The organism is Streptomyces sp. NPDC018610, assembly GCF_044391765.1.
GTDB lineage: Bacteria > Actinomycetota > Actinomycetes > Streptomycetales > Streptomycetaceae > Streptomyces.
This window is the reverse complement of record NZ_JBISAL010000014.1, coordinates 80,275-103,521: the sequence shown is the minus strand read 5'-3', so window position 1 is coordinate 103,521 and position 23,247 is coordinate 80,275. Positions and strand designations below refer to the sequence as shown.

Here is a 23,247-nt window from a genome sequence, read left to right as displayed (position 1 = left end):
GCGTGCCACGCCGGGGGCGCCCCCCCACCGGCCCCGGGGCCCACCCGGCCCGGGCTGTCGGGGCGGCCCCCGGCCCACCCGCCCCCCCCCATCTCGGCCCGCGACGGGGCGAACGTCACCTGTTGCGGCACTAGGCCATCGCGTTCTCCGCCCGGCGTGGCAGGGTCAGCACGGCAGCGAAGCCGAGCACCGCGACCGCGGCGAAGAAGTAGAACCCCCAGGGGTGGCCGATGCCGGCCGTGACCAGGGCGCCGGTGATCGACGGACCGACGATCGAGCCGATGCGGCCGATGCCGGAGGCCGAGCCGAGGGCGGTGCCCCGCACGGCGGCCGGGTAGAACTGCGTCACATAGGCGTAGACGAGCACCTGCGCGGAGAAGACGAACACGCCGGTGAGGAAGACGACGACGTCGAGCAGCAGGTCGCTGTCCATCCTGACGCTCAGGCACGCCAGCATCAGCACCGAGACGGCGAACCAGACGAGCGTGGTGCCCTTGATGCCCCGCCGGTCGGCGACGACGCCGCCGACGACCAGGCCGACGACACCGCCCACGTTGAGCACCAGCAGCTGGGTGACGGCCGTGGGGACGGGGTAGCCGGCGTCGTTCATCAGCTTCGGCAGCCAGGTGTTGAGGCCGTAGACCAGCAGCAGGCCCATGAACGAGGCGACCCAGACGCCGATGCCCGCGCGCAGATAGGCCGGCTTGAGCAGCTCGGTGAACGGCACCCGCTCGACGGCGGGCGTCTTCTCGGCCCGGACGAAGGCCTCCGACTCCGGCAGCCGGAACCACTGGATCACGGCGATGACGAGACCGGCGACGCCGAGGACGTAGAAGAGGATCTTCCAGTCGTCGGTCACCTGCAGCGCCAGCAGCGAGGTGATCACGGCGCCGGTGTGGTAGCCGGTCATCGTCAGCGTGCTGGCCCGTGCCCGCCGGCTCTCCGGCATGTGCTCGGCCATCATCGTGAGCGACACCGGCATGCAGGCGCCCAGGCCCAGCCCGGCCACCAGGCGCAGCAGGGCGAACACGGTCACCGAGCCGGCCAGCGGCACCAGCAGGGTGAAGACGGAGAACAGCGCCACCGAGCCGATGAGCAGCCGCCGCCGCCCCAGCCGGTCGGCCAGCGGTCCGACACAGACGGCGCCGATCGCCACGCCGACCAGCGACAACGTCGCGATCGTCGTGGCGTCGCCGGCGGTCATGCCCAGGTGATGGGTCCTGAGCAGGGTCGGGATGATCGCTCCGAGGACGACGAGGTCGTAACCCTCCAGCATGACGGTGATCCAGCACAGGACCACCGTCCAGGCGCTGCGCCCGGTGGAGGGGGCCTGCGCCGTGGCGGGAGCGGGGGACGGGGCGGTGGATGTCATGGACATACCTCCCTGGGGGGCGGGTGCGGGGACGGGGATGCGCGCGGGGGGACGTGGGGGGAGGCAGGAGGGGGAGCGGGCCGTCAGAACGGGTAGTCGGCGATGTCCGGGCGGACCGTGACCCACTGGGTCTCGGTGAAGGCCTCCACGTTGGCGGCGGCGCCGCCGAACCGGGAGCCGGTGCCGGAGGCCTTGACCCCGCCGAACGGGGCGTTGGGCTCGTCGCCGACGGTCTGCTCGTTGATGTGGACCTTGCCGGACTCGATCCGGTCGGCGAGCTTCATCGCCGTGCCGACGTCCCCGAGGATGCCGACGGACAGCCCGTACTCGCAGTCGTCGATGATCCGCGCGGCCTCCTCCAGCGTCGAGAAACCGATGACCGGGGCGACGGGGCCGAAGATCTCCTCGCGCCAGGCCGGCATGTCCGTGGTCAGCCCGGTCAGCACGGTCGCCCGGTAGCCGGCGCCCACGATCTCGCCGCCCGCGGCGACGGTGGCGCCCGCCGCGACGGACTCGGTGACGATGCCGTGGATCCGCTCCAGCTGACGCCGGTCGATGATCGGGCCCAGCGCCACCTCCTCACGGGCCGGGTCGCCGACCGGCAGCGCCTTCGCCTTCGCGGCGAGCGCGGCGGTGTACTCCTCCAGCAGCGACTCGTGCACGAGGTGCCGGCCGGTCGTCATGCAGATCTGGCCCTGGTGCAGATAGGAGCCGAAGGCGCCGGCCGAGGCCGCCTTCGCCACGTCCGCGCCGGGCAGCACCACCAGCGCGTTGTTCCCGCCCAGCTCCAGGTGCGCCCGCTTCAGCAGCCGGCCCGCACGCTCGCCGATCGCCCGTCCCACCGGCGTGGAGCCGGTGAAGGAGATCACCCGGACCTCAGGAGCCTCGACGACCGCCTGCCCGACCGAGCCGTCACCCGGAAGCATGTGCAGGATGCCGGCGGGCAGCCCCGCCTCCTCGAAGACGCGCGCGATGACGACACCGCCGCTCACCGCGGTGCGCGGGTCAGGCTTCAGCAGCACCGCGTTGCCCAGGGCGAGCGCGGGCGCCACCGAGCGCAGCCCGAGCAGGAGCGGGAAGTTGAACGGCGCGATGACGCTCACCACACCGGCGGGCCGGCGCCGGGCCAGCGACCAGCGGGCCTCCTCGGAGGTCAGCACCTCGCCCTGCGGATGTGTCGGCAGTCCCGCGCACTCGAAGCACTCGCCCACCGCGAGACCCGCCTCGAAGGACGCCTTGGCCCGCACCGACCCCGCCTCGCGTACCAGCCAGTCCTCGATCTCGCCGGCGTGCTCTGCGAACAGCTCGCCGGCCCGGCGCAGCACGGCCGCCCGCTCCTGCGGTGCCGTCGCCGCCCACGCCCGCTGCGCCTCGGCCGCCCGGGCGGCGGCGCGCCCCGCGTCCTCGGCCGTGGCCAGGCCGACCGCGCCGATCCGGTCGCCCGTCGCGGGCTCGACCACCGGATGCTCGGTGGCGCTGTCCCGCCAGCCGTCGCTGAAGAACTTCTTGGCCCAGACGTCGCTGTCCAGGAATGCCATCACAGGTGCCTTTCTCGGGGGAGGTCCGTCAGGAGGGGGTGGTGAGCGCGGTGTCCACCTGGACGAGCCGCGGCCCGTCCGCGGGCTCGGCGAGCACGGCCCGCAGCTCGTCCGCGTCGCCGGCGTGCACGGAGCGGACGCCGTAGCCCTGCGCGATCTTGGTGAAGTCCAGCCCCGGGATGTCCAGGCCGGGGGCGTCGGGCACCCCGAGCAGCCCGCCGAACCAGCGCAGCGCCCCGTACGTCCCGTTGCGCAGCAGCACGATCGTCAGCGGGATCCGCTGCTGGGCCGCCGTCCACAGGGCCGTGACGCCGTAGTTGGCGGAACCGTCGCCGATGACGCCGACGACCGGCCGGTCCGGCTGCGCCATCGCCACCCCGACCGCGCCGGGCAGCCCGAAGCCGAGCCCGCCGGCCGCCGGGAAGTAGTACGAACCGGACCGGCGCAGGTCCATCTGACGCCACCAGGCCGCGTTCGTCGAGGTCGACTCGACCACGTACGCGGTGTCCTCGGGCAGCTCGTCGCGCAGCGCGGCGAACACCTGCTCGGGGTGGAGGCGGTCGCCCTCGGCGGCGGCCGGGGCGGGCACCGGCCGGTACGGCCCGGCGGGCGCGGCGGCCGAGCCGAGCCGCTCGAGCAGCAGGTCGACGACGGCTCCGGGGTCGGCGACCAGCGCCTCGCCCATCGGCGCCCGCGCGGCGGCGGAGGCGTCCTCGGTCACCTGGATGAGTTCCGTGCCCCGCGGCAGGTACCGGCCCGGAAGGTACTCGTGGTAGCGGAACACCGGCGCGCCCAGCACGAGCACGAGGTCGTGGCCCTCGAAGGCCTCGCAGACCGGTGCGATACCGGCCGGCAGCACCCCGCGGAAGAGCGGGTGGCGGTTGGGGAAGGGCAGCCGGAACAGCGAGGGCGCGGCCCATACCGGGCAGCCCAGCCGCTCGGCCAGCCGCACGCCGGCGTCGAACAACCCGGCCGAGTCCATGTCGCCGCCCAGCACCAGCGCGGGCCGCCGCGCGGCGGCGACCCGCTCGGCGAGCCGGCGGCCCTGCTTCTCGCCGGGCACCGACGCACGCTCGACCCGCCGGTCCAGCACCGCCAGGCTGTTCTCGTCGGCCTCGGCCGCCCAGTCGTCGTACGGGACGGAGAGATAGGTCGGCCGGCGCTGCAGCTCCGCCTCGAAGACCGCCTGCGCCAGCGCGCGCGGGACGTCCTGGGCGCAGGCCGGCTCCGCGGCCCAGCCGACCAGCGGCTTCATCAGCGCCGGGGCGTCGACGCTGGCCAGATTGGCCTCCGGGCCGACGGCCGGGCGCACCTGCTGGCCGGCCACCACCACCAGGGGCGTGCGCGAGGCCACGGCGTTCGTCAGCGCGCCCATCGCGTTCCCGGAGCCGGAGGCGGCGTGCAGGTTCACCAGCACCGGCCGGCCGCTCGCCTGGGCGTACCCGTCGGCCATGCCGACGACGGCTCCCTCGTGCAGACCGAGGACGTAGCGGAAACCGCCGGGCAGATCGGCGAGGAAGGGCAGCTCGTTGGAGCCCGGGTTGCCGAAGACGGTGGTCAGCCCCCGGCGCTCCAGGAACTCGTGGGAAACACGACGTACGGATGGCACAGACGTTCCTTTCCAAGTGACGCAACGCACGCTAGGCAGTCCCCGACATGGGCACCAATAAATGTTCCGGGGCTGCGATATAGACTCCTTCGATATGGGCAGTTTCGATCTCAACCTCGCCCGCGTCTTCGTGCTGCTGTATGAGACCGGCAGCGTGACGGCCACCGCCGAGACGCTCCACGTCACGCAGCCAACCGTCAGTTACAGCCTGGGCAAGCTGCGCCGCCACTTCGACGACGAGCTGTTCCGGCGCACCGGCCGCGGTCTGACGCCCACCGCGGGCGCCCGCCGGCTGTACGAGCCGCTGCGGCGCGCGCTCGCCGAGATCGACGGCACGATCCGCCAGGCCGACGCCTTCGACCCCGGGACGATGCCGGGCCGCTTCACGCTGGCCCTGTCCGACCTGGGCGAGGCGACCCTGCTGCCCCGCCTCCTGGCGGCCGTGCGCGAGCGCGCGCCGAAGGTCTCCTTCAGCGTCCGGCCGCTGGACGTCGACGAGGCCGAGCACCAGCTGCGCCGGGGCGACCTCGACGCCTTCGTGGCCACGCCGGTGCTGACCTCCCACCGGACCGAGCGGATCCCGCTCTTCCACGAGCGCTACGTCGCCATGGTCGCCGCCGACCACCCCCGTGTGCGGGGCGACTCGGTCACCCTCGCCGAGCTGGCGGCCGAGCACCACGCCACGGTCTTCGGGCCCAGCGGCCACGTCGTGCCGCGCGCCGTGCTGGCCGCGCACGACCTCCTGGACCGGGTGGCGGTCGACGCCACCCGCTTCTCGATGCTGCCCTACCTGCTGGAGCAGACGGATTTGATCGCCATCGTCCCGGAGTACGTCGGCGAGGTCTTCACCGCCTCCCACCACCTGCGCCTGGTCCGGCTGCCGTTCGAGACCGAACCGGTCGAGGTCGCCCTCTACGCCCGGCACGAGGCCTCGCGCAGCCCCGCCCAGCGCTGGCTGGTCCAGTTCATGGCCGAGGTGCTGGGGGAGCGGGTCAGCCCCGCCCAACTGCCGCCCTACGCGGTCGATCCGCAGCACCCGGACCACGTCACGGCCCGGTCGAGGGCACGTCAGGAGTAGGCCGACCGGGTGCATTCCGCCAGGCCGTTGGGCCATCTCGGCGACAGCGCGACGCCGTTTCACGGGCGCGTGACGCGAGGATGGTGCGGAGCCCTGCGGGCGATCCCGCGGAACTCACGCATCCATGTCTTGAGAGCTTGAGAGAAAGCGTGTCACGGGCCGCATGACAGACGTTCAGCAGCACTCCACGCGGGAAACCGCCGGTCCTCCCCGTCGTCGCCTGCGGCCCGGAGCCGTGGTGGTGAAATGGGTGACCACCACCGATCACAAGACGATCGGCTCCCTCTACCTGATCACCTCCTTCACCTTCTTCGTGGTCGGCGGCATCATGGCGCTGCTGATGCGCGCGGAACTGGGCCGCCCGGGCCTGCAGATCCTGTCGACCGAGCAGTTCAACCAGCTGTTCACGATGCACGGCACGGTCATGCTGCTGATGTTCGCGACGCCGTTGTTCTCCGGCTTCACGAACTGGATCATGCCGCTGCAGATCGGCGCCCCGGACGTGGCCTTCCCGCGGCTGAACATGCTCGCCTACTGGCTGTACCTGTTCGGCTCGCTGATCGCGGTGAGCGGCTTCCTGACGCCGAACGGCTCGGCCGACTTCGGGTGGTTCGCGTACTCGCCGCTGAACGACTCGCATCACTCGCCCGACATCGGCGGTGACCTGTGGATCATGGGTCTGGCTCTGTCCGGATTCGGCACGATTCTCGGCGCGGTCAACTTCATCACCACGATCGTGAGCATGCGCGCGCCCGGGATGACGATGTTCCGCATGCCGATCTTCACCTGGAACGTGATGCTCACCAGCGTCCTGGTGCTGTTCGCCTTCCCTGTCCTGGCCGCGGCGCTGCTCGTGCTGGAGGCGGACCGGAAGTTCGGTGCCCAGGTGTTCGCCCCCGCCAACGGCGGCGCGATCCTCTGGCAGCATCTGTTCTGGTTCTTCGGCCATCCGGAGGTCTACATCATCGCCCTGCCGTTCTTCGGCATCGTCACGGAGATCATCCCCGTCTTCGCCCGCAAGCCCATCTTCGGCTACATGGGCCTTGTCGGTGCGACGATCGCGATCTCGGGCCTGTCGGTGACGGTGTGGGCGCACCACATGTTTCCCACCGGAGCGGTGCTGCTGCCGTTCTTCTCCTTCATGAGCTTCCTGATCGCGGTGCCGACCGGAGTGAAGTTCTTCAACTGGATCGGGACGATGTGGAAGGGGTCGTTGTCCTTCGAAACGCCGATGCTGTGGGCCACCGGGTTTCTGGTGACCTTCCTCTTCGGCGGTCTCACCGGCGTCCTGCTGGCCTCGCCGCCGCTGGACTTCCACGTCACCGACAGCTACTTCGTGGTCGCCCACTTCCACTACGTGGTGTTCGGCACGGTCGTCTTCGCGATGTTCGCCGGCTTCCACTTCTGGTGGCCCAAGTGGACCGGCAAGATGCTGGACGAACGGCTGGGCAAGGTGACCTTCTGGACACTGTTCGTCGGGTTCCACACCACCTTCCTGGTCCAGCACTGGCTGGGCGCCGAGGGCATGCCCCGACGGTATGCCGACTACCTGGCCGCCGACGGATTCACCGCTCTGAACATGGTCTCCACCATCGGCTCCTTCCTGCTCGGCATGTCCCTGCTGCCGTTCTTCTACAACGTGTGGAAGACGGCCAAGTACGGCCAGAAGGTCGGGGTCGACGACCCGTGGGGCTACGGCCGCTCGCTGGAGTGGGCCACCTCCTGCCCGCCGCCCCGGCACAACTTCGTGACCCTGCCCATGATCCGCAGCGAGTCCCCGGCGTTCGACCTGAACCACCCCGAGGTCTCGCTCACGGACAAGCGGGAGAACCTGGGCCTGCCGGCATGACGGACGCGGCGGGCCGCACCGGCCGGGACTCCGGGCAGCCCGGCGACGTGGTCAACCAGGTGGAGGGCTACCTGCTGTGGCAGGCCCGGGTCGCCGAGGCGCAGGAGCGGGCCCGCGCCTTCACCGAACCGCTGGAGTGGCTGACCACCGCCCAGCGCGAGGAGATCGAGGAGCACTACGTCCGCGACTGCCTGAACCGGGCGCGGGCGGACCTCCAGCGCGTCGCGGACCGCTGCCGGGCACTGCGCGGTGAGTACGAGGAGCGCTATCGCCACTTGCGCGCCCGCTGCCTCGCCTTCCTCGTCGCCGCGCTGGCCGTCGTCGCGGCGGCCGCGCTCCTTGCCGTCGCGGTCACCCAGTCCTGACGCGGGGGAGCCGCCGGACGCTCCACAGCCGCTCCCGGATGCCTCCGTGCGGCGGCCCTACGGCCGCTCGGGGCTGCTTACGGACGGCCCGTGACCGCCCGGCGGGCGTGTTCGGGCGCCTCGGGTCGCTCGCGGACGTCTTCGCCGGGCTCAGAGCTGTTTGCGGATGCCGGGCTCCCGCGGCAGTCGGGAGTGCTGGTCGCCCAGGTCGCTCTCGATGGCCCGCTTCGCCTCCCCGCGACGCCGGATCGGCAGGACCGTACGCTGCCGCAGGTCCTCGACGAGGAAGGCGGTGCCCGCGTACAGGGCCAGCGCCACCAGCAGCGACGCCGCGGCCCCGTTGGCGAGTTCGAGCGTGTGCGGCGCGCCCAGCTGGTAGGCCGCCGCCAGCGCGGCGCGCACCGTGGAGACGCTCAGCACCGCGCCCAGCAGCGTCTTGCCCAGGAAACCCGTCACCGCCAGCGGCAGCAGCATCAGGGCGAAGGCGCTCAGGTACATGCCCAGGGCGACGCTGGTCTGCTGCCGCGGCGCGACGATGTGCAGCACGCCCTGTGCCGCCCACGACGTGGCGAACAGTCCGAGCGCCGCCGCGGCGGCGGTGTCCCGGGTCAGGAAGGCCATCACCGCGGCGAGGAACTGCAGCGGGAACACGAAGACCGCCAGCAGGATGCCCATGGGGCGGACCTGGTCGCCACTGATCACACCGAGCGCGGTCCCGGAGAGCAACGCCATGCCGATGCCGAAGGAGAAGAAGCCCAGCGGCAGGGGATTGCCGTACGGCCGGACGGTGACGGTGGCGGCCTCGGGACCGTTCCCCGGAGCCGGAGGGGGGATCATGCCCGCCGCGTACCCGTCGGCACTCGGGGAAAACTCCGGTGCGGGCCGGCCGCGGACATGCCTCGGCGACGACCCACGGTCCCGGCCCGTGGGGCGGGGTCCCGGCCTGCGGGGCGGGGCCGCTCAGGCGCCCGCGGCGGCGATGCCCGAGGCGTGGAGGTGTTCGAGGGCGTCGAGGACCAGGGTGCGCCGGTGCCAGGACAGCCACCGGCCCACGACGCGGCCCAGCTTGTCCAGAGCGTCGTACTGGACCTGGGACAGGTCGGACAGGGGCCGGGCGTGGTGCGTGGAGACGACGCCGGCGAGCCGGCCTTCCTCGGTCAGCAGGGGCACGCTGTGGCAGGCGCGGCTGCCGGCGTCGAGGATCACCTGCCGGGACGCCTCGTCGAAGACCGTCGCGGTCGCCACGTCGCGTACCGTCACCTGGTCGTGCCGGCGGGCGGCCAGGGCGCACGAGGTGGTCGAGTCCTCGACGAAGGCGAAGAAGTCGGTGAAACGGCGCGGCAGACCGGAGTGCTTCTCCAGGCGCAGGACGCCGCCCTCGGCGAGCTGGAGGTTGCCCATCGACGTGCCGGCGACGTGCAGCGCCTTGTGCAGGGCGGCCCTGAGCACCGCGCCGTGCTGGGTGCGCGCGTGCCGGTCCAGGTCCAGGCCCGGCAGCGGCGGCGAGCCGTGCCGGGCGCGGCCGGGGAACCACCGCGCCGCCCCGGGAGGCGGCGGCGGACTGCCGGCCAGCGCGTCGGCGAGCGTGTGCAGCTTGACGTTGTGGGTCTGCGACGCCTGCCGCAGGAGCGCGAACGCCTCTTCCGGGGAGGCCAGCCGGTAGCGCTCCAGCAGCACATGCTGGGCCGCGGCCACCGCGGTGTGCGCGAGCACCCGGTTGCGTGACTGCGGCGGCACCGCACCGGTCCCGGTCGCGTCCGTCTCCGCCGCTCGCGACAGATCCACCGCTCCGGGAAGGTGCGGAGGTCCTGGAAGGCTCCTGGCTCCCGGCAGATCCGTGGCCCCCGGCAGCTCCGTGGTCCCGGGCGAGTCCGTGGTCTCGGGCGAGTCCGTCACGCGGCGGGGTGCCGGGATCGGCGGGAGCAGCCGACGTTCGGACAGCGAGCTCACGGGACGGCTCCTTCGGTGACCGGTGGACGACGGTGTGTCTGCGGTGCCCCTACCCCGAGCAGTCGGATGAACACGCGACGTGTGGGGCGAGCCCTGGGCGTGCGCCCCGGACCGAAGCCCCGGACACGGACGACTCGCCGCCGGGCGGCGTGTCGGCGGGGCATGGCGGCTGTGGCCGCGGGCGCACCGCTCAGGGACAGTACCGGCGGGATGCCCGGGCCGGTGCGTTGGGAAAGGGAGGGTCCCCCGCCCGGGACGGGGGCCGGGAGCCGTCCGGCTCCGCCGGTGCGGCGGCCGGAAACCGTCCGTGTCCGGCGCTCGCGTCGCCTTGCCGGTGCGCCTGCCGTCTGCGGCCGGGGGAAGATGAGATCGCGAGCGGATACACGATCGAATGTCGAGGAGTGGGTGTCATGCAGCACGAGCGAGCGGGCAAGCCGGCCGGGCCCGAGGACCTGATCGACGTGGCCCGGCTGGTGACCGCGTACTACGCGCTCCACCCGGATCCGGCCGAACCGGGCCAGCGCGTGGCGTTCGGCACCTCCGGGCACCGCGGATCGTCCCTGGCGGCGGCGTTCAACGAGGACCACATCGCCGCGACCAGCCAGGCCATCTGCGAGTACCGCGCCGGGCAGGGCACCGACGGGCCGCTCTTCCTCGGCGCGGACACCCACGCCCTGTCCGAGCCCGCGAAGGTCACCGCGCTGGAGGTGTTCGCCGCCAACGACGTGACCGTGCTCGTCGACAGCGCGGACGGCTACACCCCCACGCCGGCCGTCTCGCACGCGATCCTCGCCCACAACCGGGGGCGCGCCTCGGGCCTCGCCGACGGCGTCGTGGTCACCCCCTCGCACAACCCGCCCGCCGACGGCGGCTTCAAGTACAACCCGCCGAGCGGCGGCCCGGCCGGCTCGGACGCCACCTCCTGGATCCAGGACCGGGCCAACGAGATCATCGCGGCCGGCCTGAAGGACGTCCGCCGCATCCCGTACAGCAGGGCGCTGGCCGCCCCCGGCACCGGTCGTCACGACTACCTCGGCGCCTACGTCACCGACCTGCCGAACGTGCTCGACCTGGACGCGGTCCGCGACGCCGGCGTGCGCATCGGCGCGGATCCGCTGGGCGGGGCCTCCGTGGCCTACTGGGGCCGTATCGCCGAGCAGCACCGCCTCGACCTGACCGTGGTCAACCCGCTGACCGACCCCACCTGGCGGTTCATGACGCTGGACTGGGACGGCAAGATCCGCATGGACTGCTCCTCGCCGTACGCGATGGCCTCGCTCATCGAACAGCGCGACCGCTTCCAGATCGCCACCGGCAACGACGCCGACGCCGACCGGCACGGCATCGTCACCCCGGACGGCGGCCTGATGAACCCCAACCACTACCTCGCCACCGCCATCGCCTACCTCTACGCCCACCGCACCCGGTGGCCCGCCGAGGCCGGCGTCGGCAAGACCCTCGTCTCCTCCGGCATGATCGACCGGGTCGCCGCCGACCTCGGCCGCCGGCTCGTCGAAGTCCCCGTCGGTTTCAAGTGGTTCGTCGACGGACTGGTCGACGGCTCGCTCGGCTTCGGCGGCGAGGAGTCCGCGGGGGCGTCGTTCCTGCGCCGCGACGGCTCGGTGTGGACCACCGACAAGGACGGCATCATCCTGGCCCTGCTCGCCTCCGAGATCACGGCCGTCACCGGGAAGACGCCGTCCCAGCACTACGCCCAGCTCACCGCGCGCTTCGGCGAGCCCGCCTACGCCCGCATCGACGCCCCCGCCTCGCGTGAGGAGAAGGCCCGCCTCGCCAAGCTGTCCCCGGCGCAGGTCACCGCCGACACCCTCGCCGGGGAGCCGGTCACCACCGTGCTCACCGAGGCGCCGGGCAACGGCGCCGCGATCGGCGGCATCAAGGTCGTCACCGAGAACGCCTGGTTCGCGGCCCGCCCTTCGGGCACGGAGGACGTCTACAAGATCTACGCCGAGTCGTTCCACGGACCCGACCACCTCGGCCAGGTCCAGGACGAGGCCAAGCAGGTGGTGCTGGCGGCGCTCGGCGGCTGAGCCGGGACCGCCCTCCCGGGGCCGACCGGGGCCAGGTGGTCGGCCCCGGCCGGCCCCGGTGGGGGGCGCCGCCCGGACGCCCCTTGCGCCGATGCCCCGGCCCGCGCCGGGGCATCGCCCGCCCACCGCTTCGCCGGCGCCTTCCTCGCCACCGAGCGGTTCCCGTCCGTCGGTCTTCTGACGCCCCCCGTCACCGAGCCGGCGCGCTCGCCACCGGGCGGGACCTCCCGGTCGCCCCACCGCCGGGCGGGACCTTCCGGCCGTCTCCTCGCCGCCCCCGCGTAGCTGCGCCCGGCCTCGCCCGTCACCGAGCCGTCGCGGCCACCCCCTCTCCGGTGTCTCGTACGCGCCCGGGCCGCGCCCCGTCAGCACCTCGCCGACCTCCCGCCGGCACCGGGCCGCCGCCCCTCCGCCTCCTCTCCGACACCTCGTCGACGCCGCGCCGCCCCCGGCGCGTCCGCCCCGCAGACTTTGACCATTCGTTTTCTTGAACGATTCGTGTTTGAGGCGGTAGGTTCTGGGCTCATGACGGCAGCCCAGAGCTCTGCCACCGCACAGGAGTTGCGCGGTGCGGGCCTGCGGGTGACGGCCGCCCGCGTCGCCCTCCTGGAGACCGTCCGCCAGGGTGACCACCTCGGTGTCGAGGCCATCGCCACCGGAGTGCGCGACCGCGTCGGACACGTCTCCCTGCAGGCCGTGTACGAGGCCCTGCACGCGCTCACCGCGGCCAAACTCGTCCGCCGCATCGAACCGGCCGGCAGTCCGGCCCGGTACGAGGGGCGCGTCGGGGACAACCATCACCATCTCGTGTGCCGGTCGTGCGGCGCCGTCGCCGACGTGGACTGCGCGGCCGGCGACGCGCCCTGCCTCACCGCGGCCGACGACCGAGGCTTCGCCGTCGACGAGGCCGAGGTCATCTACTGGGGCCTGTGCCCCGCCTGTGTCACCGCCCGCAGTTCCTCAGCACCGTGATCCGCCCAGCTTGGAAGGATGCGCATGTCCGAGAACCACGACGCAATCGTCACCGACGCCAAGACGGAGGGAACGGGCGGCTGCCCGGTCGCGCACGGCCGCGCCCCGCACCCGACCCAGGGCGGCGGAAACCGCCAGTGGTGGCCGGAGCGGCTCAACCTGAAGATCCTCGCCAAGAACCCGGCGGTGGCCAACCCCTACGGTGACGGCTTCGACTACGCCGAGGCCTTCCGGTCCCTCGACCTCCCGGCCGTGAAACGGGACATCGCCGAGGTGCTGACCACCTCGCAGGACTGGTGGCCGGCCGACTTCGGCCACTACGGGCCGCTGATCGTCCGCATGGCCTGGCACAGCGCCGGCACCTACCGCATCAGCGACGGCCGAGGCGGCGCCGGCGCGGGCCAGCAGCGCTTCGCCCCCCTCAACAGCTGGCCGGACAACGCCAACCTCGACAAGGCCCGCCGCCTGCTGTGGCCGGTCAAGAAGAAGTACGGCCGCGCCCTGTCCTGGGCCGACCTGCTGATCCTGGCGGGCAACGTCGCCCTGGAGTCGATGGGCTTCGAGACCTTCGGCTACGCCGGCGGCCGCGAAGACGTGTGGGAGCCCGAGGAGGACGTCTACTGGGGTCCCGAGACGACCTGGCTGGGCGACGAGCGCTACACCGGCGACCGGGAGCTGGAGAGCCCCCTCGGCGCGGTCCAGATGGGCCTCATCTACGTCAACCCGGAGGGCCCCAACGGCAATCCGGACCCGATCGCCGCGGCCCGCGACATCCGCGAGACGTTCCGCCGGATGGCGATGAACGACGAGGAGACGGTCGCCCTGATCGCGGGCGGCCACACCTTCGGCAAGACCCACGGCGCCGGCCCCGCCGACAACGTGGGCCCCGACCCCGAGGCCGCCGGGCTGGAGGAGCAGGGCCTCGGCTGGCGCAACACCTACGGCACCGGCAAGGGCGGCGACGCGATCACCAGCGGCCTCGAGGTGACGTGGACGCCCACCCCGACCCAGTGGGACAACACCTTCTTCGAGACCCTGTTCGCCTACGAGTGGGAGCTGTTCAAGAGCCCCGCCGGAGCGAACCAGTGGCGGCCCAAGGACGGCGCCGGCGCGGGCACCGTCCCCGACGCCCACGACCCGGCCAAGCGGCACGCCCCGACGATGCTGACGACCGACCTCTCGCTCCGCTTCGACCCGGTCTACGAGCAGATCTCTCGGCGCTTCCTGGAGAACCCCGAGGAGTTCGCGGACGCCTTCGCCCGCGCCTGGTTCAAGCTGACCCACCGCGACATGGGCCCGGTCGCCCGCTACCTGGGCCCCGAGGTCCCCGCAGAGACGCTGCTGTGGCAGGACCCGCTGCCCGAGCGGACGTACGAGCTGATCGACGCCGAGGACGTCGCCGCCCTCAAGGCCGAGATCCTCGCCACGGACCTGTCGGTGGCCGAGCTGGTGTCCACCGCGTGGGCGTCGGCCGCCTCCTTCCGCGGCAGCGACAAGCGCGGCGGGGCCAACGGCGCCCGCATCCGCCTGGAGCCGCAGCGCGGCTGGGAGGCCAACGACCCCGACCAGCTGGCCACGGTGCTGCGCACCCTGGAGGGCGTGCGGGAGTCCTTCGACGCGGACCGAAGCGGCGGCAAGCGGGTCTCGCTCGCCGACCTGATCGTCCTCGCCGGCGGCGTGGGCGTGGAGAAGGCGGCCAAGGAGGCGGGCTTCGAGATCGAGGTGCCCTTCACGCCGGGCCGCGTCGACGCCGCGCAGGAAGAGACGGACGTCGAGTCCTTCGCCGCGATGGAGCCGACCGCCGACGGATTCCGCAACTACCTCGGCAAGGGCAACCGGCTGCCGGCCGAGTACCTGCTGCTCGACCGGGCCAACCTGCTCACCCTCAGCGCCCCCGAGACGACGGTCCTCGTCGGCGGTCTGCGCGTCCTCGGCGCGACCCACCAGCGGTCGCAGCTCGGCGTCCTCACCACGACGCCCGGCGTGCTCACCAACGATTTCTTCGTCAACCTGCTCGACCTCGGCACGGAGTGGAAGGCCACCTCCGGGGACGCGACCACCTTCGAGGGCCGCGACGCCGCCACCGGCGAGGTCAAGTGGGCCGGCAGCCGCGCCGACCTGGTCTTCGGGTCCAACTCCGAGCTGCGCGCGATCGCGGAGGTCTACGCGAGCGACGACGCCAAGGAGAAGTTCGTGACCGACTTCGTCGCGGCCTGGACCAAGGTCATGAACCTGGACCGGTTCGACCTGGCCTGATCGCACAAGAGGGTGGGGGCCGGCCGGTGGGGGCCGGCCCCCACCCCTTTCCGCGCTCACGATCCGTGCGTCCGGGTGCGCGCCCCCGCCGTCAGTGGCCGCCGCTGGGCGGCTGGCAGTCGCTGCCGTCGGGGTAACCGGCGAACGCGTCCGCCCGGGTGGCGTTGCGGTACATCGTGCCTTCCAGACACAGCGGAGAGTCGACGATCAGGAAGCCGACGCCCGGGTTGCCGTTCTGGTAGGACTGCACCTTCCCGTCCGCGTAGCCGAGGCCGGTGAGCGCCTTGCGGGTGCTCTCCGGGGCGAAGTCGCCGCGCCGGCGCAGCGGTTCGAGGGCCTTTTCGATGCGGGCCACGGCCGCGAGTCCGTCGCAGCGACTCTGGCCGTGCAGGGGGATCGGCACCCTGAAGCCGTGGTTCTCGGCGTAGTGGTCCGGGGGCTGCTCGGCGGCGTGCGAGGCGGTCGGCGACGGCGTCGGCGTGGGGCTCTCACCCGGGCACGGGAAGTCGGAGGGCTTGCTCGGGACGGCCGTGGCGGTCGACGTGGCCGCAGCGCCACCGGTCCGCGCGGCGCCGGGGAGGCCGCCGGCGTCGTCGTCCGGCCGCTGGGTCCCGCATCCCGCCGCCAGCACGGCGACAACCGCCACCGCCGCGGGCAGCGCCCCGGCAGCGGCCCGGGTCCTTCTGAGCTTCGTCATGCCGTGATCGTTCCCGCCTCGGCGGCCGATGTCATGAGTACCCCTACTCATTCGCTTCGCGCCTCACGTCACCTTTTGAACGCTTCCACGCCCAGGTCCGGGACCCGTTTCGTCAAGGCTTGAAAGATTCCCGTGTCACAAGGCTTGCCGCACCAGTGGTCTCATCAGTTAAATCAAGACGTGAACTAAGCGGCGGGCGCGAGTCGTCGAGTCGCACGTACCTCCCCCCGTTTCACGCTCGTCGCCGACCCCTCTTCGATCGCAGGGACCCCCATGAGACCAAGAGCCCTGGGTGTCGCGCTGGCCGCACTGGCAGCGCTCATCACCCTCCCCGCACACGCCCCGTCCGCGGCGGCAGCCGAGACCCCGCTGTCCCAGGGAAAGACCGCCACCTCGTCCTCGAACGAGAACGGCGGCACCCCCGCCGCCTTCGCCGTCGACGGCGACACCGGCACCCGCTGGTCCTCGGCCGCCACGGACAGCCAGTGGCTCCAGGTGGACCTCGGCGCCTCGGCCTCGGTCACCAAGGTCGTCCTCGACTGGGAGGCCGCGTACGGCAAGGACTACAAGGTCCAGATCTCCTCGGACGGCAACAGCTGGACCGACCTGAAGAGCGTCACCGGCGGCGACGGGGGCACCGACACCCTCGACGTCTCCGGCCAGGGCCGCTACGTCAGGATGTACGGCGTCCACCGGGCCACCCAGTACGGCTACTCCCTCTGGGAGTTCCAGGTCTTCGGCACGGCCGGCGGCGGCGACGGAGGCGGCTCCACCGGATCCTGCGACAGCGCCGACGCGGCCAAGGGCAAGCCGGCCTCCGCCTCCTCGACGGAGAACGCGGGCACCCCCGCCTCCGCCGCCTTCGACGGCGACACCGGCACCCGCTGGTCGAGCGCCGCCTCGGACCCGCAGTGGGTGCAGGTGGACCTGGGATCGGTGCAGAACCTGTGCAAGGTGGATCTCAACTGGGAGGCCGCCTACGCCAAGGACTTCCAGATCCAGGCCTCCGCGGACGGCAACAGCTGGACCACGCTGAAGAGCGTCACCGGCGCCACCGGCGGGAACGCCTCCTACGACGTCAGCGGTTCGGGCCGCTACGTGCGCGTCAACGGCACCGCCCGCGCCACCGGCTACGGCTACTCGCTGTGGGAGGTCGCCGTGCACACGACCTCGTCCGGCACCACCGGCCCGGTCCAGGGCGGCGGCGACCTCGGTCCCAACGTGATCGTGGTCGACCCGTCGACGCCCAACCTCCAGCAGAAGTTCGACCAGGTCTTCGCCCAGCAGGAGTCCAACCAGTTCGGCTCGGGCCGCTACCAGTTCCTGCTCAAGCCCGGCACCTACAACGGCATCAACGCCCAGATCGGCTTCTACACCTCCATCTCCGGCCTGGGCCTCAACCCGGACGACACCCAGATCAACGGTGACGTCACCGTCGACGCGGGCTGGTTCAACGGCAACGCCACGCAGAACTTCTGGCGTTCGGCGGAGAACCTCGCCATCACCCCGTCCAACGGCACCGACCGCTGGGCCGTCGCCCAGGCCGCGCCGTTCCGCCGCATCCACGTCAAGGGCGGCCTCAACCTCGCCCCGAACGGCTACGGCTGGGCCTCCGGCGGCTACATCGCCGACTCCAGGATCGACGGCACCGTCGGCCCGTACTCCCAGCAGCAGTGGTACACCCGCGACAGCTCGGTCGGCGGCTGGACCAACGGCGTGTGGAACATGACGTTCTCCGGCGTCCAGGGCGCTCCGGCGACCAACTTCGACTCCGGCCCGTACACCACGCTGGACAACACCCCCGTCTCGCGGGAGAAGCCGTTCCTCTACCTGGACGGCAACACCTACAAGGTGTTCGTGCCCGCCAAGCGCACCAACGCGCGCGGCGTGTCCTGGCCGGCGAACGCCGGCACCTCCCTGCCGCTCGACCAGTTCTACGTCGTCAAGCCGGGATCGACCGCCGCCACCATCAACCAGGCGCTCTCCCAGGGCCTCAACCTGCTGTTCACCCCGGGCGTCTACCACCTCGACCGGACGATCGACGTCACCCGCGCCAACACCGTGGTGCTCGGTCTCGGCCTCGCCACGATCGTGCCCGACCACGGCGTGGACGCGATGCACGTCGCCGACGTGGACGGTGTCAAGCTGGCCGGCTTCCTGATCGACGCGGGCGCCACCAACTCCGACACGCTCCTGCAGATCGGCGCGCCGGGCTCCTCGGCCGACCACTCGGCCAACCCGACCACCATGCAGGACGTCTTCGTGCGCATCGGCGGCGCGGGCCCCGGCCTCGCCACCAACTCGGTCGTCGTCAACAGCAACAACGTGATCATCGACCACACCTGGCTGTGGCGCGCCGACCACGGCGACGGCGTCGGCTGGGAGACCAACCGGGCCGACTACGGCCTGCGCGTCAACGGCAACGACGTCCTGGCCACCGGCCTGTTCGTCGAGCACTTCAACAAGTACGACGTCTACTGGGCCGGCGAGCGCGGCAAGACGATCTTCTTCCAGAACGAGAAGGCCTACGACGTCCCGAACGCCGCGGCCGTCACCCACGACGGCATCGTCGGCTACGCGGCCTACAAGGTCGCCGACACCGTCAACCAGCACGAGGCCTGGGGCCTGGGCAGCTACTGCAACTTCACGGCCGATCCCTCGATCGTCCAGCACCACGGCTTCCAGGTGCCGGTGAAGTCCGGCGTCAAGCTGCACGACATCCAGGTGATCTCCCTGGGCGGCAAGGGCCAGTACGCCCACGTCGTCAACGACACCGGCGCGCCCACCTCGGGGACGGACACCGTGCCGTCGAAGGTGACCCTGTTCCCCTGATCCGGAACACCTGACCCGCGGAAGGACGTGAGGGTGTGCGGCGGGCCGAATCCATCGGCCCGCCGCACACCCGCGTCCGAGTGGCCGCCGAAGGCGTCAGCGGCGCCCGTGCTCCTCGCCGAGGGCCCGCAGCACGGCGTCCGCCATGGCCTGCTCGCCCCGGGCGTTGGGGTGTGCGGGGGCCGCGGGCGATGCGGGCTGCAGGGGCTCGATCCAGCGGTCGGCCGGGGCCTTGCACATGTCGTGGCCGCGGGTGGGTCCGTAGGTGTCGACGTACCGCGCGCCGTCGACCGCCGCCACCAGGCGCAGCATCAGGTTCAGCCGCTTCTCGGTGTCGCGCAGATAGGGGAAGTCCTTCGCGGCGAACGGCACCGAGGGAAAGCAGCCGCTGCCGTCGTCGGGCAGCAGGTCCGGATAGCCGACGACGAGCACCCTGGCGTGCGGGGAGCGGGCGCGCACGGCCCGCAGGACCCGGTCCACCTTCGGCGCGGTGCGCGCGATGTCCACCGCCAACCGGTCGACGCCCGAGGAGGTGTAGGACCGCCGGCACGGGTCGCCCGCCGGTTCCTGGGCGCCGAGACGGGCGCAGGTGGCGATGATGGACCCGAAGCCGACGTCGTTGCCCCCGATCTGGACCGTCACCAGGGCGGTGTCCCGGCGCAGCGCGTCGAGCTGGGCGCCGTTGGCGCCCTGGGCCCGCCACATCTCCTCGGTCGTCGCGCCCGAGCAGCTCACGTCCCGGAACACGGACGCATTGCGCCGCTCGGCCACGATCGAGGGGTAGTTGTGGTCGGAGCGGGCGCAGTTCGCGTCGACCTGCCGGGGGATGAGAGGCCCCGAGGTGTACGAGTCGCCGAGGGAGACGTACTCCGTGGCGCGGCCGGCGGGCCCGCCGTGCGCGGCGGCCGGTGCCGCCGAGGAGGCGAAGAGCGCGCAGCCGCCGAGCGCGACCCCCACGGCGGCCCGCCATCGGCGGCCTTTCGCCATCCGGCCCGAACGCGCCTCGTTCCCCATCTGAACGCCCCCCTTGAACCTGGACACGGCTGAAACCCGTCACCGCGCGGCGCCGGCATCCGGCCGTTCACGCGTTCGACGGGGCATGTATACCGCTCGGTATGTACCCGGGGCCAGAGCGCGGATCGAGATGATCCGCCGCCTCCACCGTCCCGGCAGTCGTCTCGCTCCCGGGAGGGGAGCGGTCACCGGACGCATCCGTCATCTCCCGATCGTTTTTGGCTAGGAAACGATCGTCGTCGGTGGTGTACGGCCCGTAAGGTGCGAGATGCATTTCGATGAACCGATACGGCGTGAGTTCCGAGGTCGGTGCCGCCCCGGAAGGAGACACCGACCGATGACCACCAAGGCGATGAAGTCGCTGCTCACCGCCCTGGCCCGGGAAGCGTCGAAGTCCCTGCGGCGGCCGGCGGAACCCAAGGCGGTCATGCGGGAGTTCTGCCGGGCCATGAGCGTGCGCGCGGGCCACCCCGTCCAGTTGGCCTTCCGCGCCTTCCCCACGGACATCCCCGTGTCGGGCCTGCGTCTGGACTGCGGCGACCGTTCGATCATCGTCGTCGAGGACGGCACCGTGCCCGAGGCGCAACTCGTCATCCTGGGACACGAGTTGTGGCACGAGGAGTGCGGTCACCGTGCCGGGCACGGCGTCGGAGCGCCCGCGGCGGCCCGCGCGCCGTCGGCCGTCCAGTCGCCCGAGGCGCTGCGCCGCGCCGCGGAGCGGATCCTGTCCGGCGCCGAGGTCCCCCGCGAGGCCCTGGTGACGGCGGCCGCCCGGGCCGACTCGGCCGACGACCACGAGGCGGAGGCCGAGACCTTCGGCCTGCTCTTCGGCCGCGAGGTCCGCACCTGGATGACGGGCCGGTACGCCGAGGGCCCGGTCAGCCCGGCGACCGTGGAAGGCCGCATCAACCTGTCGCTCCTCAACCGCGGGGGTCGCATCCTGGGATGAACTCCCACTTCCACATCCCCTACGCCATCCCGACCCTTCTCCTGGCGGTCGCGGTGGCCTTCAGGGTGCCGACGTTCCTGCGCGCCTGGCGCGACGCCGAGGTACGGGCGACCACCCTGCTGCTGCTGTGCGCCACGGCCGTCCTCGTCGTGATCACCCCGGTCAACATCGACCGGCTCAACCGGCTGACGGGCGTCCCGAACATCGCGTCGCCCTGGGCCTACTCCTTCCTGACCGCGTCCTGCGCCACCGGCCTGGCCATGATCATCCGCTGGCGGGAGCCGCCCTCCCGGCGACGCCGTCGCACCATCCGCCGCCTGTACGGGGCGTACGCCGGTGTCGTCGCCGCCCTGTGGACCACCTTCTGGCTCGCCGACGCGCCCGTGCCGCGCATCTACGACCTGGACACCTACTACGCCACCACGCCCTGGATGCGCGAACACATCCTGCTCTACCTGCTCGCGCACCTCGCCTCGTGCTTCATCTCGACCCGCCTGCTGTGGAAGTGGTTCACCCAGATCGCGAACCCCTGGCTGAAGACCGGAGTCGTCTTCCTCCAGCTGGGCTACGCCGCGGGCCTGGTCTTCGACGCGGCAAAACTGACCGCGGTGACGGCCCGCTGGACCGGGACGGACTGGGACGCCCTGAGCACCCGCGCCGCGCCGCCCTTCGCCCTCGCCCAGGCGACCCTGCTGGCCGTCGGATTCATCGTCCCCCAGGCGGGTCCCGCCCTGACGCACTGGGCGCGCGACCGGGCCGAGTACCGCCGGCTGGGACCGCTGTGGCGGACGGTCAAGGTCCTGGCGCCCGCGGCGGCCAAGGCCCGCATCGGCTTCTGGTCACCGCTGGACCTGCGCCTGCTGCAACGGCGCCAGCGCATCCACGACGCGCTGCGCGTGCTCGCCAGCCGTCTCGACCACGGCTTGTACGAACGCGCCCACCGCACGGCGGCGGCCACGCGCGGCGAGGCCGAGGCGCACGGCCTGGCCGGAGCCGTCGCCGTTCTGGCCGCCGTCGACGCCTACCGTGCCGGGGACACGGGCGCGGACGCAAGGGCGGACGAGGCCGGACCCGCCGCCCGGCCGACCGGGACCGGCGCCGACCTGAGCGACCACATCGACGCCGTCTCCCTCGCCCTGCGCCACCCTCGCACCGTCGACGGCATCCGCCGGCGGGCGACCAGCACAGAAAGCCTGAACGTCCATGTCTGACAGAGCCACCACCGGCCGGCCCACCGCGATCGTCATAGGCGCGAGCGCGGCGGGCCTCTTCGCCGCCGCCGCGCTCACCGAGTTCGCCGACGTCACGGTCGTCGAACGCGACACCCTGCCCGACGGAGCCGAGCCGCGCCGCGGCGTGCCCCAGGCCCGGCACGCCCACCTCGTCTGGAGCGGTGGCGTACAGGCCTTCGAGGAACTGCTGCCCGCAGTGACCGACGACGTCGTCGCCCGGGGCGGCCGACTGGTCCACATCATGGGCGACATGGTCTCCAGGGCGCCGAACGAGGTCTGGTTCCGGCGCTTCCTGGCCACCCACCACCGCAATCTGGTCAGCTCCCGCGACCTGCTCGACCACGTACTGCGCGAGCGCGTCCTCGCCCACGAGCGCGTCACGCTCCGCCAGGACACCACCGCGCTGGGTCCGACGGGCGACGCCGGCCGCGTCACCGGGCTGCGGGTGCGCACGGGCGGGAGCGAGCAGACCCTCGCCGCCGACCTGGTCGTCGACGCCTCCGGCCGTGGCTCCCGCTCCCCGCAGTGGCTCGAGGAGCTCGGCCTGCCGCGCGTCACCGAACGGCGCGTCGACGCCGGCGTCACCTACGCCACACGCCTGCACCGCGCCCCCGGCACCACGGCGGACATCGACTTCCCCCTGATCAACGTGCAGGCCAACCCGGCCAAGGGCCCCGGCCGGGGCGGCATCATCCTGCCCGTCGAGGGCGGCCGGTGGATCGTCACCCTCGCCGGCACCCGGGGCGCCGAACCGACCGCCGACCCGGACGCCTTCGTGGACTTCGCGCTCAGCCTCGGCGACCCCGTCATCGGCGAGCTGCTCGAGGACGCCGAACCGCTGGAGGACGTCACCCTCTCCCGCAGCACCGCCAACCACCGCCGCTACTACGAGAAGGCCAGGTACTGGCCCGACGGCTACCTCGTCGTCGGCGACGCCGTCGCCGCGTACAACCCCGTCTACGGGCACGGCCTCACCGTCGCCGCGCAGTGCGCCCTCGCCGTCCGCGACGTCCTGCGCACCACCGCCCTCACCGCCCCCGGCACCGCGCGCCGCCTCCAGCGCGCCGCGTCCCGTCCCGTCGCCGGCGCCTGGGACCTCGCCGTCGGCCAGGACGCCTTCTACCCGGGCGCCGCCGACACGCCGCCCACCGCCGTGGAGCGCCTCCTCGCCCGGTTCGTCGACCGGGCGGTGGCCACCGGGGCGCGCAACCCGCGTGCGATGGGCGCGCTGCTGGACGTCATGAGCCTGGAGAAGCCGGCCACGCGGCTGTTCTCCGCCGACATGCTCGTCCCGATGCTGCTGGGCCCGAGGAGGCCGCACCTTGAGCAGCCCCCGCTGACCGAGACCGAACGGAAGGCCGCCACCACCCCGCGCTGACCCGGCCGGCGGCCGCCTCGGGGCGAGGACGCGAACGGACGCCCATGCCGTCGGCCACGAGCCTACGGCGGGTCACGACCCGCACGGCTCACCGGGACCGCCCGG

General features: G+C 72.5%; 17 protein-coding genes. 10 read left to right on the top strand and 7 right to left on the bottom strand.

The genetic code is table 11. The annotated features are described in order from the left end of the window. Positions 1–130 precede the first annotated feature (130 nt). From ACH5A8_RS31045 to mdlC, 3 genes are all read right to left on the bottom strand, one after another. Positions 131–1,372 (bottom strand): MFS transporter, encoded by a 1,242-nt coding sequence (locus ACH5A8_RS31045; RefSeq protein WP_399007315.1) that lies wholly within the window; start codon positions 1,370–1,372, stop codon positions 131–133. 83 nt (positions 1,373–1,455) lie between these two features. Further along, the gene (locus ACH5A8_RS31040; protein ID WP_399007314.1) at positions 1,456–2,910 is read right to left on the bottom strand and encodes a benzaldehyde dehydrogenase; all 1,455 of its coding nucleotides are present in this window, start codon (positions 2,908–2,910) and stop codon (positions 1,456–1,458) included. A gap of 28 nt (positions 2,911–2,938) precedes the next feature. Then, complete coding sequence (gene mdlC / locus ACH5A8_RS31035) at positions 2,939–4,519, bottom strand: benzoylformate decarboxylase (protein ID WP_399007313.1); 1,581 nt, start codon at positions 4,517–4,519, stop codon at positions 2,939–2,941. Positions 4,520–4,613: 94 nt separating this feature from the next. Here mdlC and ACH5A8_RS31030 point away from each other — a divergent pair, with 94 nt between their 5' ends. The 3 genes from ACH5A8_RS31030 to ACH5A8_RS31020 all read left to right on the top strand — a co-directional run bounded on the left by ACH5A8_RS31030 (position 4,614) and on the right by ACH5A8_RS31020 (position 7,811). Next, positions 4,614–5,597 carry a LysR substrate-binding domain-containing protein gene (locus ACH5A8_RS31030; protein WP_399007312.1) on the top strand — a complete coding sequence of 328 codons (984 nt, stop codon included), beginning with the start codon at positions 4,614–4,616 and terminating at the stop codon, positions 5,595–5,597. 163 nt (positions 5,598–5,760) lie between these two features. Continuing rightward, positions 5,761–7,446, top strand: a complete 1,686-nt coding sequence (gene ctaD, locus ACH5A8_RS31025; protein ID WP_399007311.1) for a cytochrome c oxidase subunit I — start codon at positions 5,761–5,763, stop codon at positions 7,444–7,446. Beyond that, the gene (locus ACH5A8_RS31020; protein ID WP_399007310.1) at positions 7,443–7,811 is read left to right on the top strand and encodes a cytochrome C oxidase subunit I; all 369 of its coding nucleotides are present in this window, start codon (positions 7,443–7,445) and stop codon (positions 7,809–7,811) included. Before ctaD ends, ACH5A8_RS31020 begins: the two co-directional genes overlap by 4 nt. Before the next feature lie 150 nt (positions 7,812–7,961). Here ACH5A8_RS31020 and ACH5A8_RS31015 read toward each other — a convergent pair whose 3' ends face one another. Beyond that, the gene (locus ACH5A8_RS31015) at positions 7,962–8,648 is read right to left on the bottom strand and encodes a GPR1/FUN34/YaaH family transporter (RefSeq protein WP_399007309.1); all 687 of its coding nucleotides are present in this window, start codon (positions 8,646–8,648) and stop codon (positions 7,962–7,964) included. A gap of 123 nt (positions 8,649–8,771) precedes the next feature. Further along, positions 8,772–9,761, bottom strand: coding sequence for an ANTAR domain-containing protein (locus ACH5A8_RS31010; protein WP_399007308.1), 990 nt, complete (start codon positions 9,759–9,761; stop codon positions 8,772–8,774). Positions 9,762–10,171: 410 nt separating this feature from the next. Here ACH5A8_RS31010 and pgm point away from each other — a divergent pair, with 410 nt between their 5' ends. The 3 genes from pgm (at position 10,172) to katG (ending at position 15,040) form a co-directional block, all read left to right on the top strand. Beyond that, positions 10,172–11,812 (top strand): phosphoglucomutase (alpha-D-glucose-1,6-bisphosphate-dependent), encoded by a 1,641-nt coding sequence (gene pgm / locus ACH5A8_RS31005; protein ID WP_399007307.1) that lies wholly within the window; start codon positions 10,172–10,174, stop codon positions 11,810–11,812. 525 nt (positions 11,813–12,337) lie between these two features. After that, positions 12,338–12,784, top strand: a complete 447-nt coding sequence (locus ACH5A8_RS31000) for a Fur family transcriptional regulator (protein WP_399007306.1) — start codon at positions 12,338–12,340, stop codon at positions 12,782–12,784. Between the two features lie 24 nt (positions 12,785–12,808). Continuing rightward, the gene (katG, locus tag ACH5A8_RS30995; protein WP_399007305.1) at positions 12,809–15,040 is read left to right on the top strand and encodes a catalase/peroxidase HPI; all 2,232 of its coding nucleotides are present in this window, start codon (positions 12,809–12,811) and stop codon (positions 15,038–15,040) included. 91 nt (positions 15,041–15,131) lie between these two features. Here katG and ACH5A8_RS30990 read toward each other — a convergent pair whose 3' ends face one another. Next, positions 15,132–15,737, bottom strand: a complete 606-nt coding sequence (locus tag ACH5A8_RS30990; RefSeq protein WP_399007304.1) for a hypothetical protein — start codon at positions 15,735–15,737, stop codon at positions 15,132–15,134. 273 nt (positions 15,738–16,010) lie between these two features. Here ACH5A8_RS30990 and ACH5A8_RS30985 point away from each other — a divergent pair, with 273 nt between their 5' ends. Beyond that, complete coding sequence (locus tag ACH5A8_RS30985) at positions 16,011–18,569, top strand: discoidin domain-containing protein (RefSeq protein WP_399007303.1); 2,559 nt, start codon at positions 16,011–16,013, stop codon at positions 18,567–18,569. Positions 18,570–18,665: 96 nt separating this feature from the next. On the opposite strand, the gene ACH5A8_RS30980 is transcribed toward ACH5A8_RS30985, so the two are convergent. Further along, the gene (locus tag ACH5A8_RS30980) at positions 18,666–19,583 is read right to left on the bottom strand and encodes an SGNH/GDSL hydrolase family protein (protein WP_399007302.1); all 918 of its coding nucleotides are present in this window, start codon (positions 19,581–19,583) and stop codon (positions 18,666–18,668) included. A gap of 337 nt (positions 19,584–19,920) precedes the next feature. Between ACH5A8_RS30980 and ACH5A8_RS30975 the strand changes: the two genes are divergently transcribed. Genes ACH5A8_RS30975 through ACH5A8_RS30965 form a run of 3 tightly spaced genes read left to right on the top strand, consistent with a single transcriptional unit; the run spans position 19,921 to position 23,142 of the window. Continuing rightward, positions 19,921–20,532: a toxin gene (locus ACH5A8_RS30975; protein WP_399007301.1), complete on the top strand. Its 612-nt coding sequence runs from the start codon at positions 19,921–19,923 to the stop codon at positions 20,530–20,532. After that, entirely contained in the window at positions 20,529–21,743 is a 1,215-nt protein-coding gene (locus tag ACH5A8_RS30970; RefSeq protein WP_399007300.1) for an MAB_1171c family putative transporter, read from the top strand. Before ACH5A8_RS30975 ends, ACH5A8_RS30970 begins: the two co-directional genes overlap by 4 nt. Then, positions 21,736–23,142, top strand: a complete 1,407-nt coding sequence (locus ACH5A8_RS30965; protein WP_399007299.1) for an NAD(P)/FAD-dependent oxidoreductase — start codon at positions 21,736–21,738, stop codon at positions 23,140–23,142. Before ACH5A8_RS30970 ends, ACH5A8_RS30965 begins: the two co-directional genes overlap by 8 nt. The last annotated feature ends 105 nt before the right edge of the window (positions 23,143–23,247 follow it).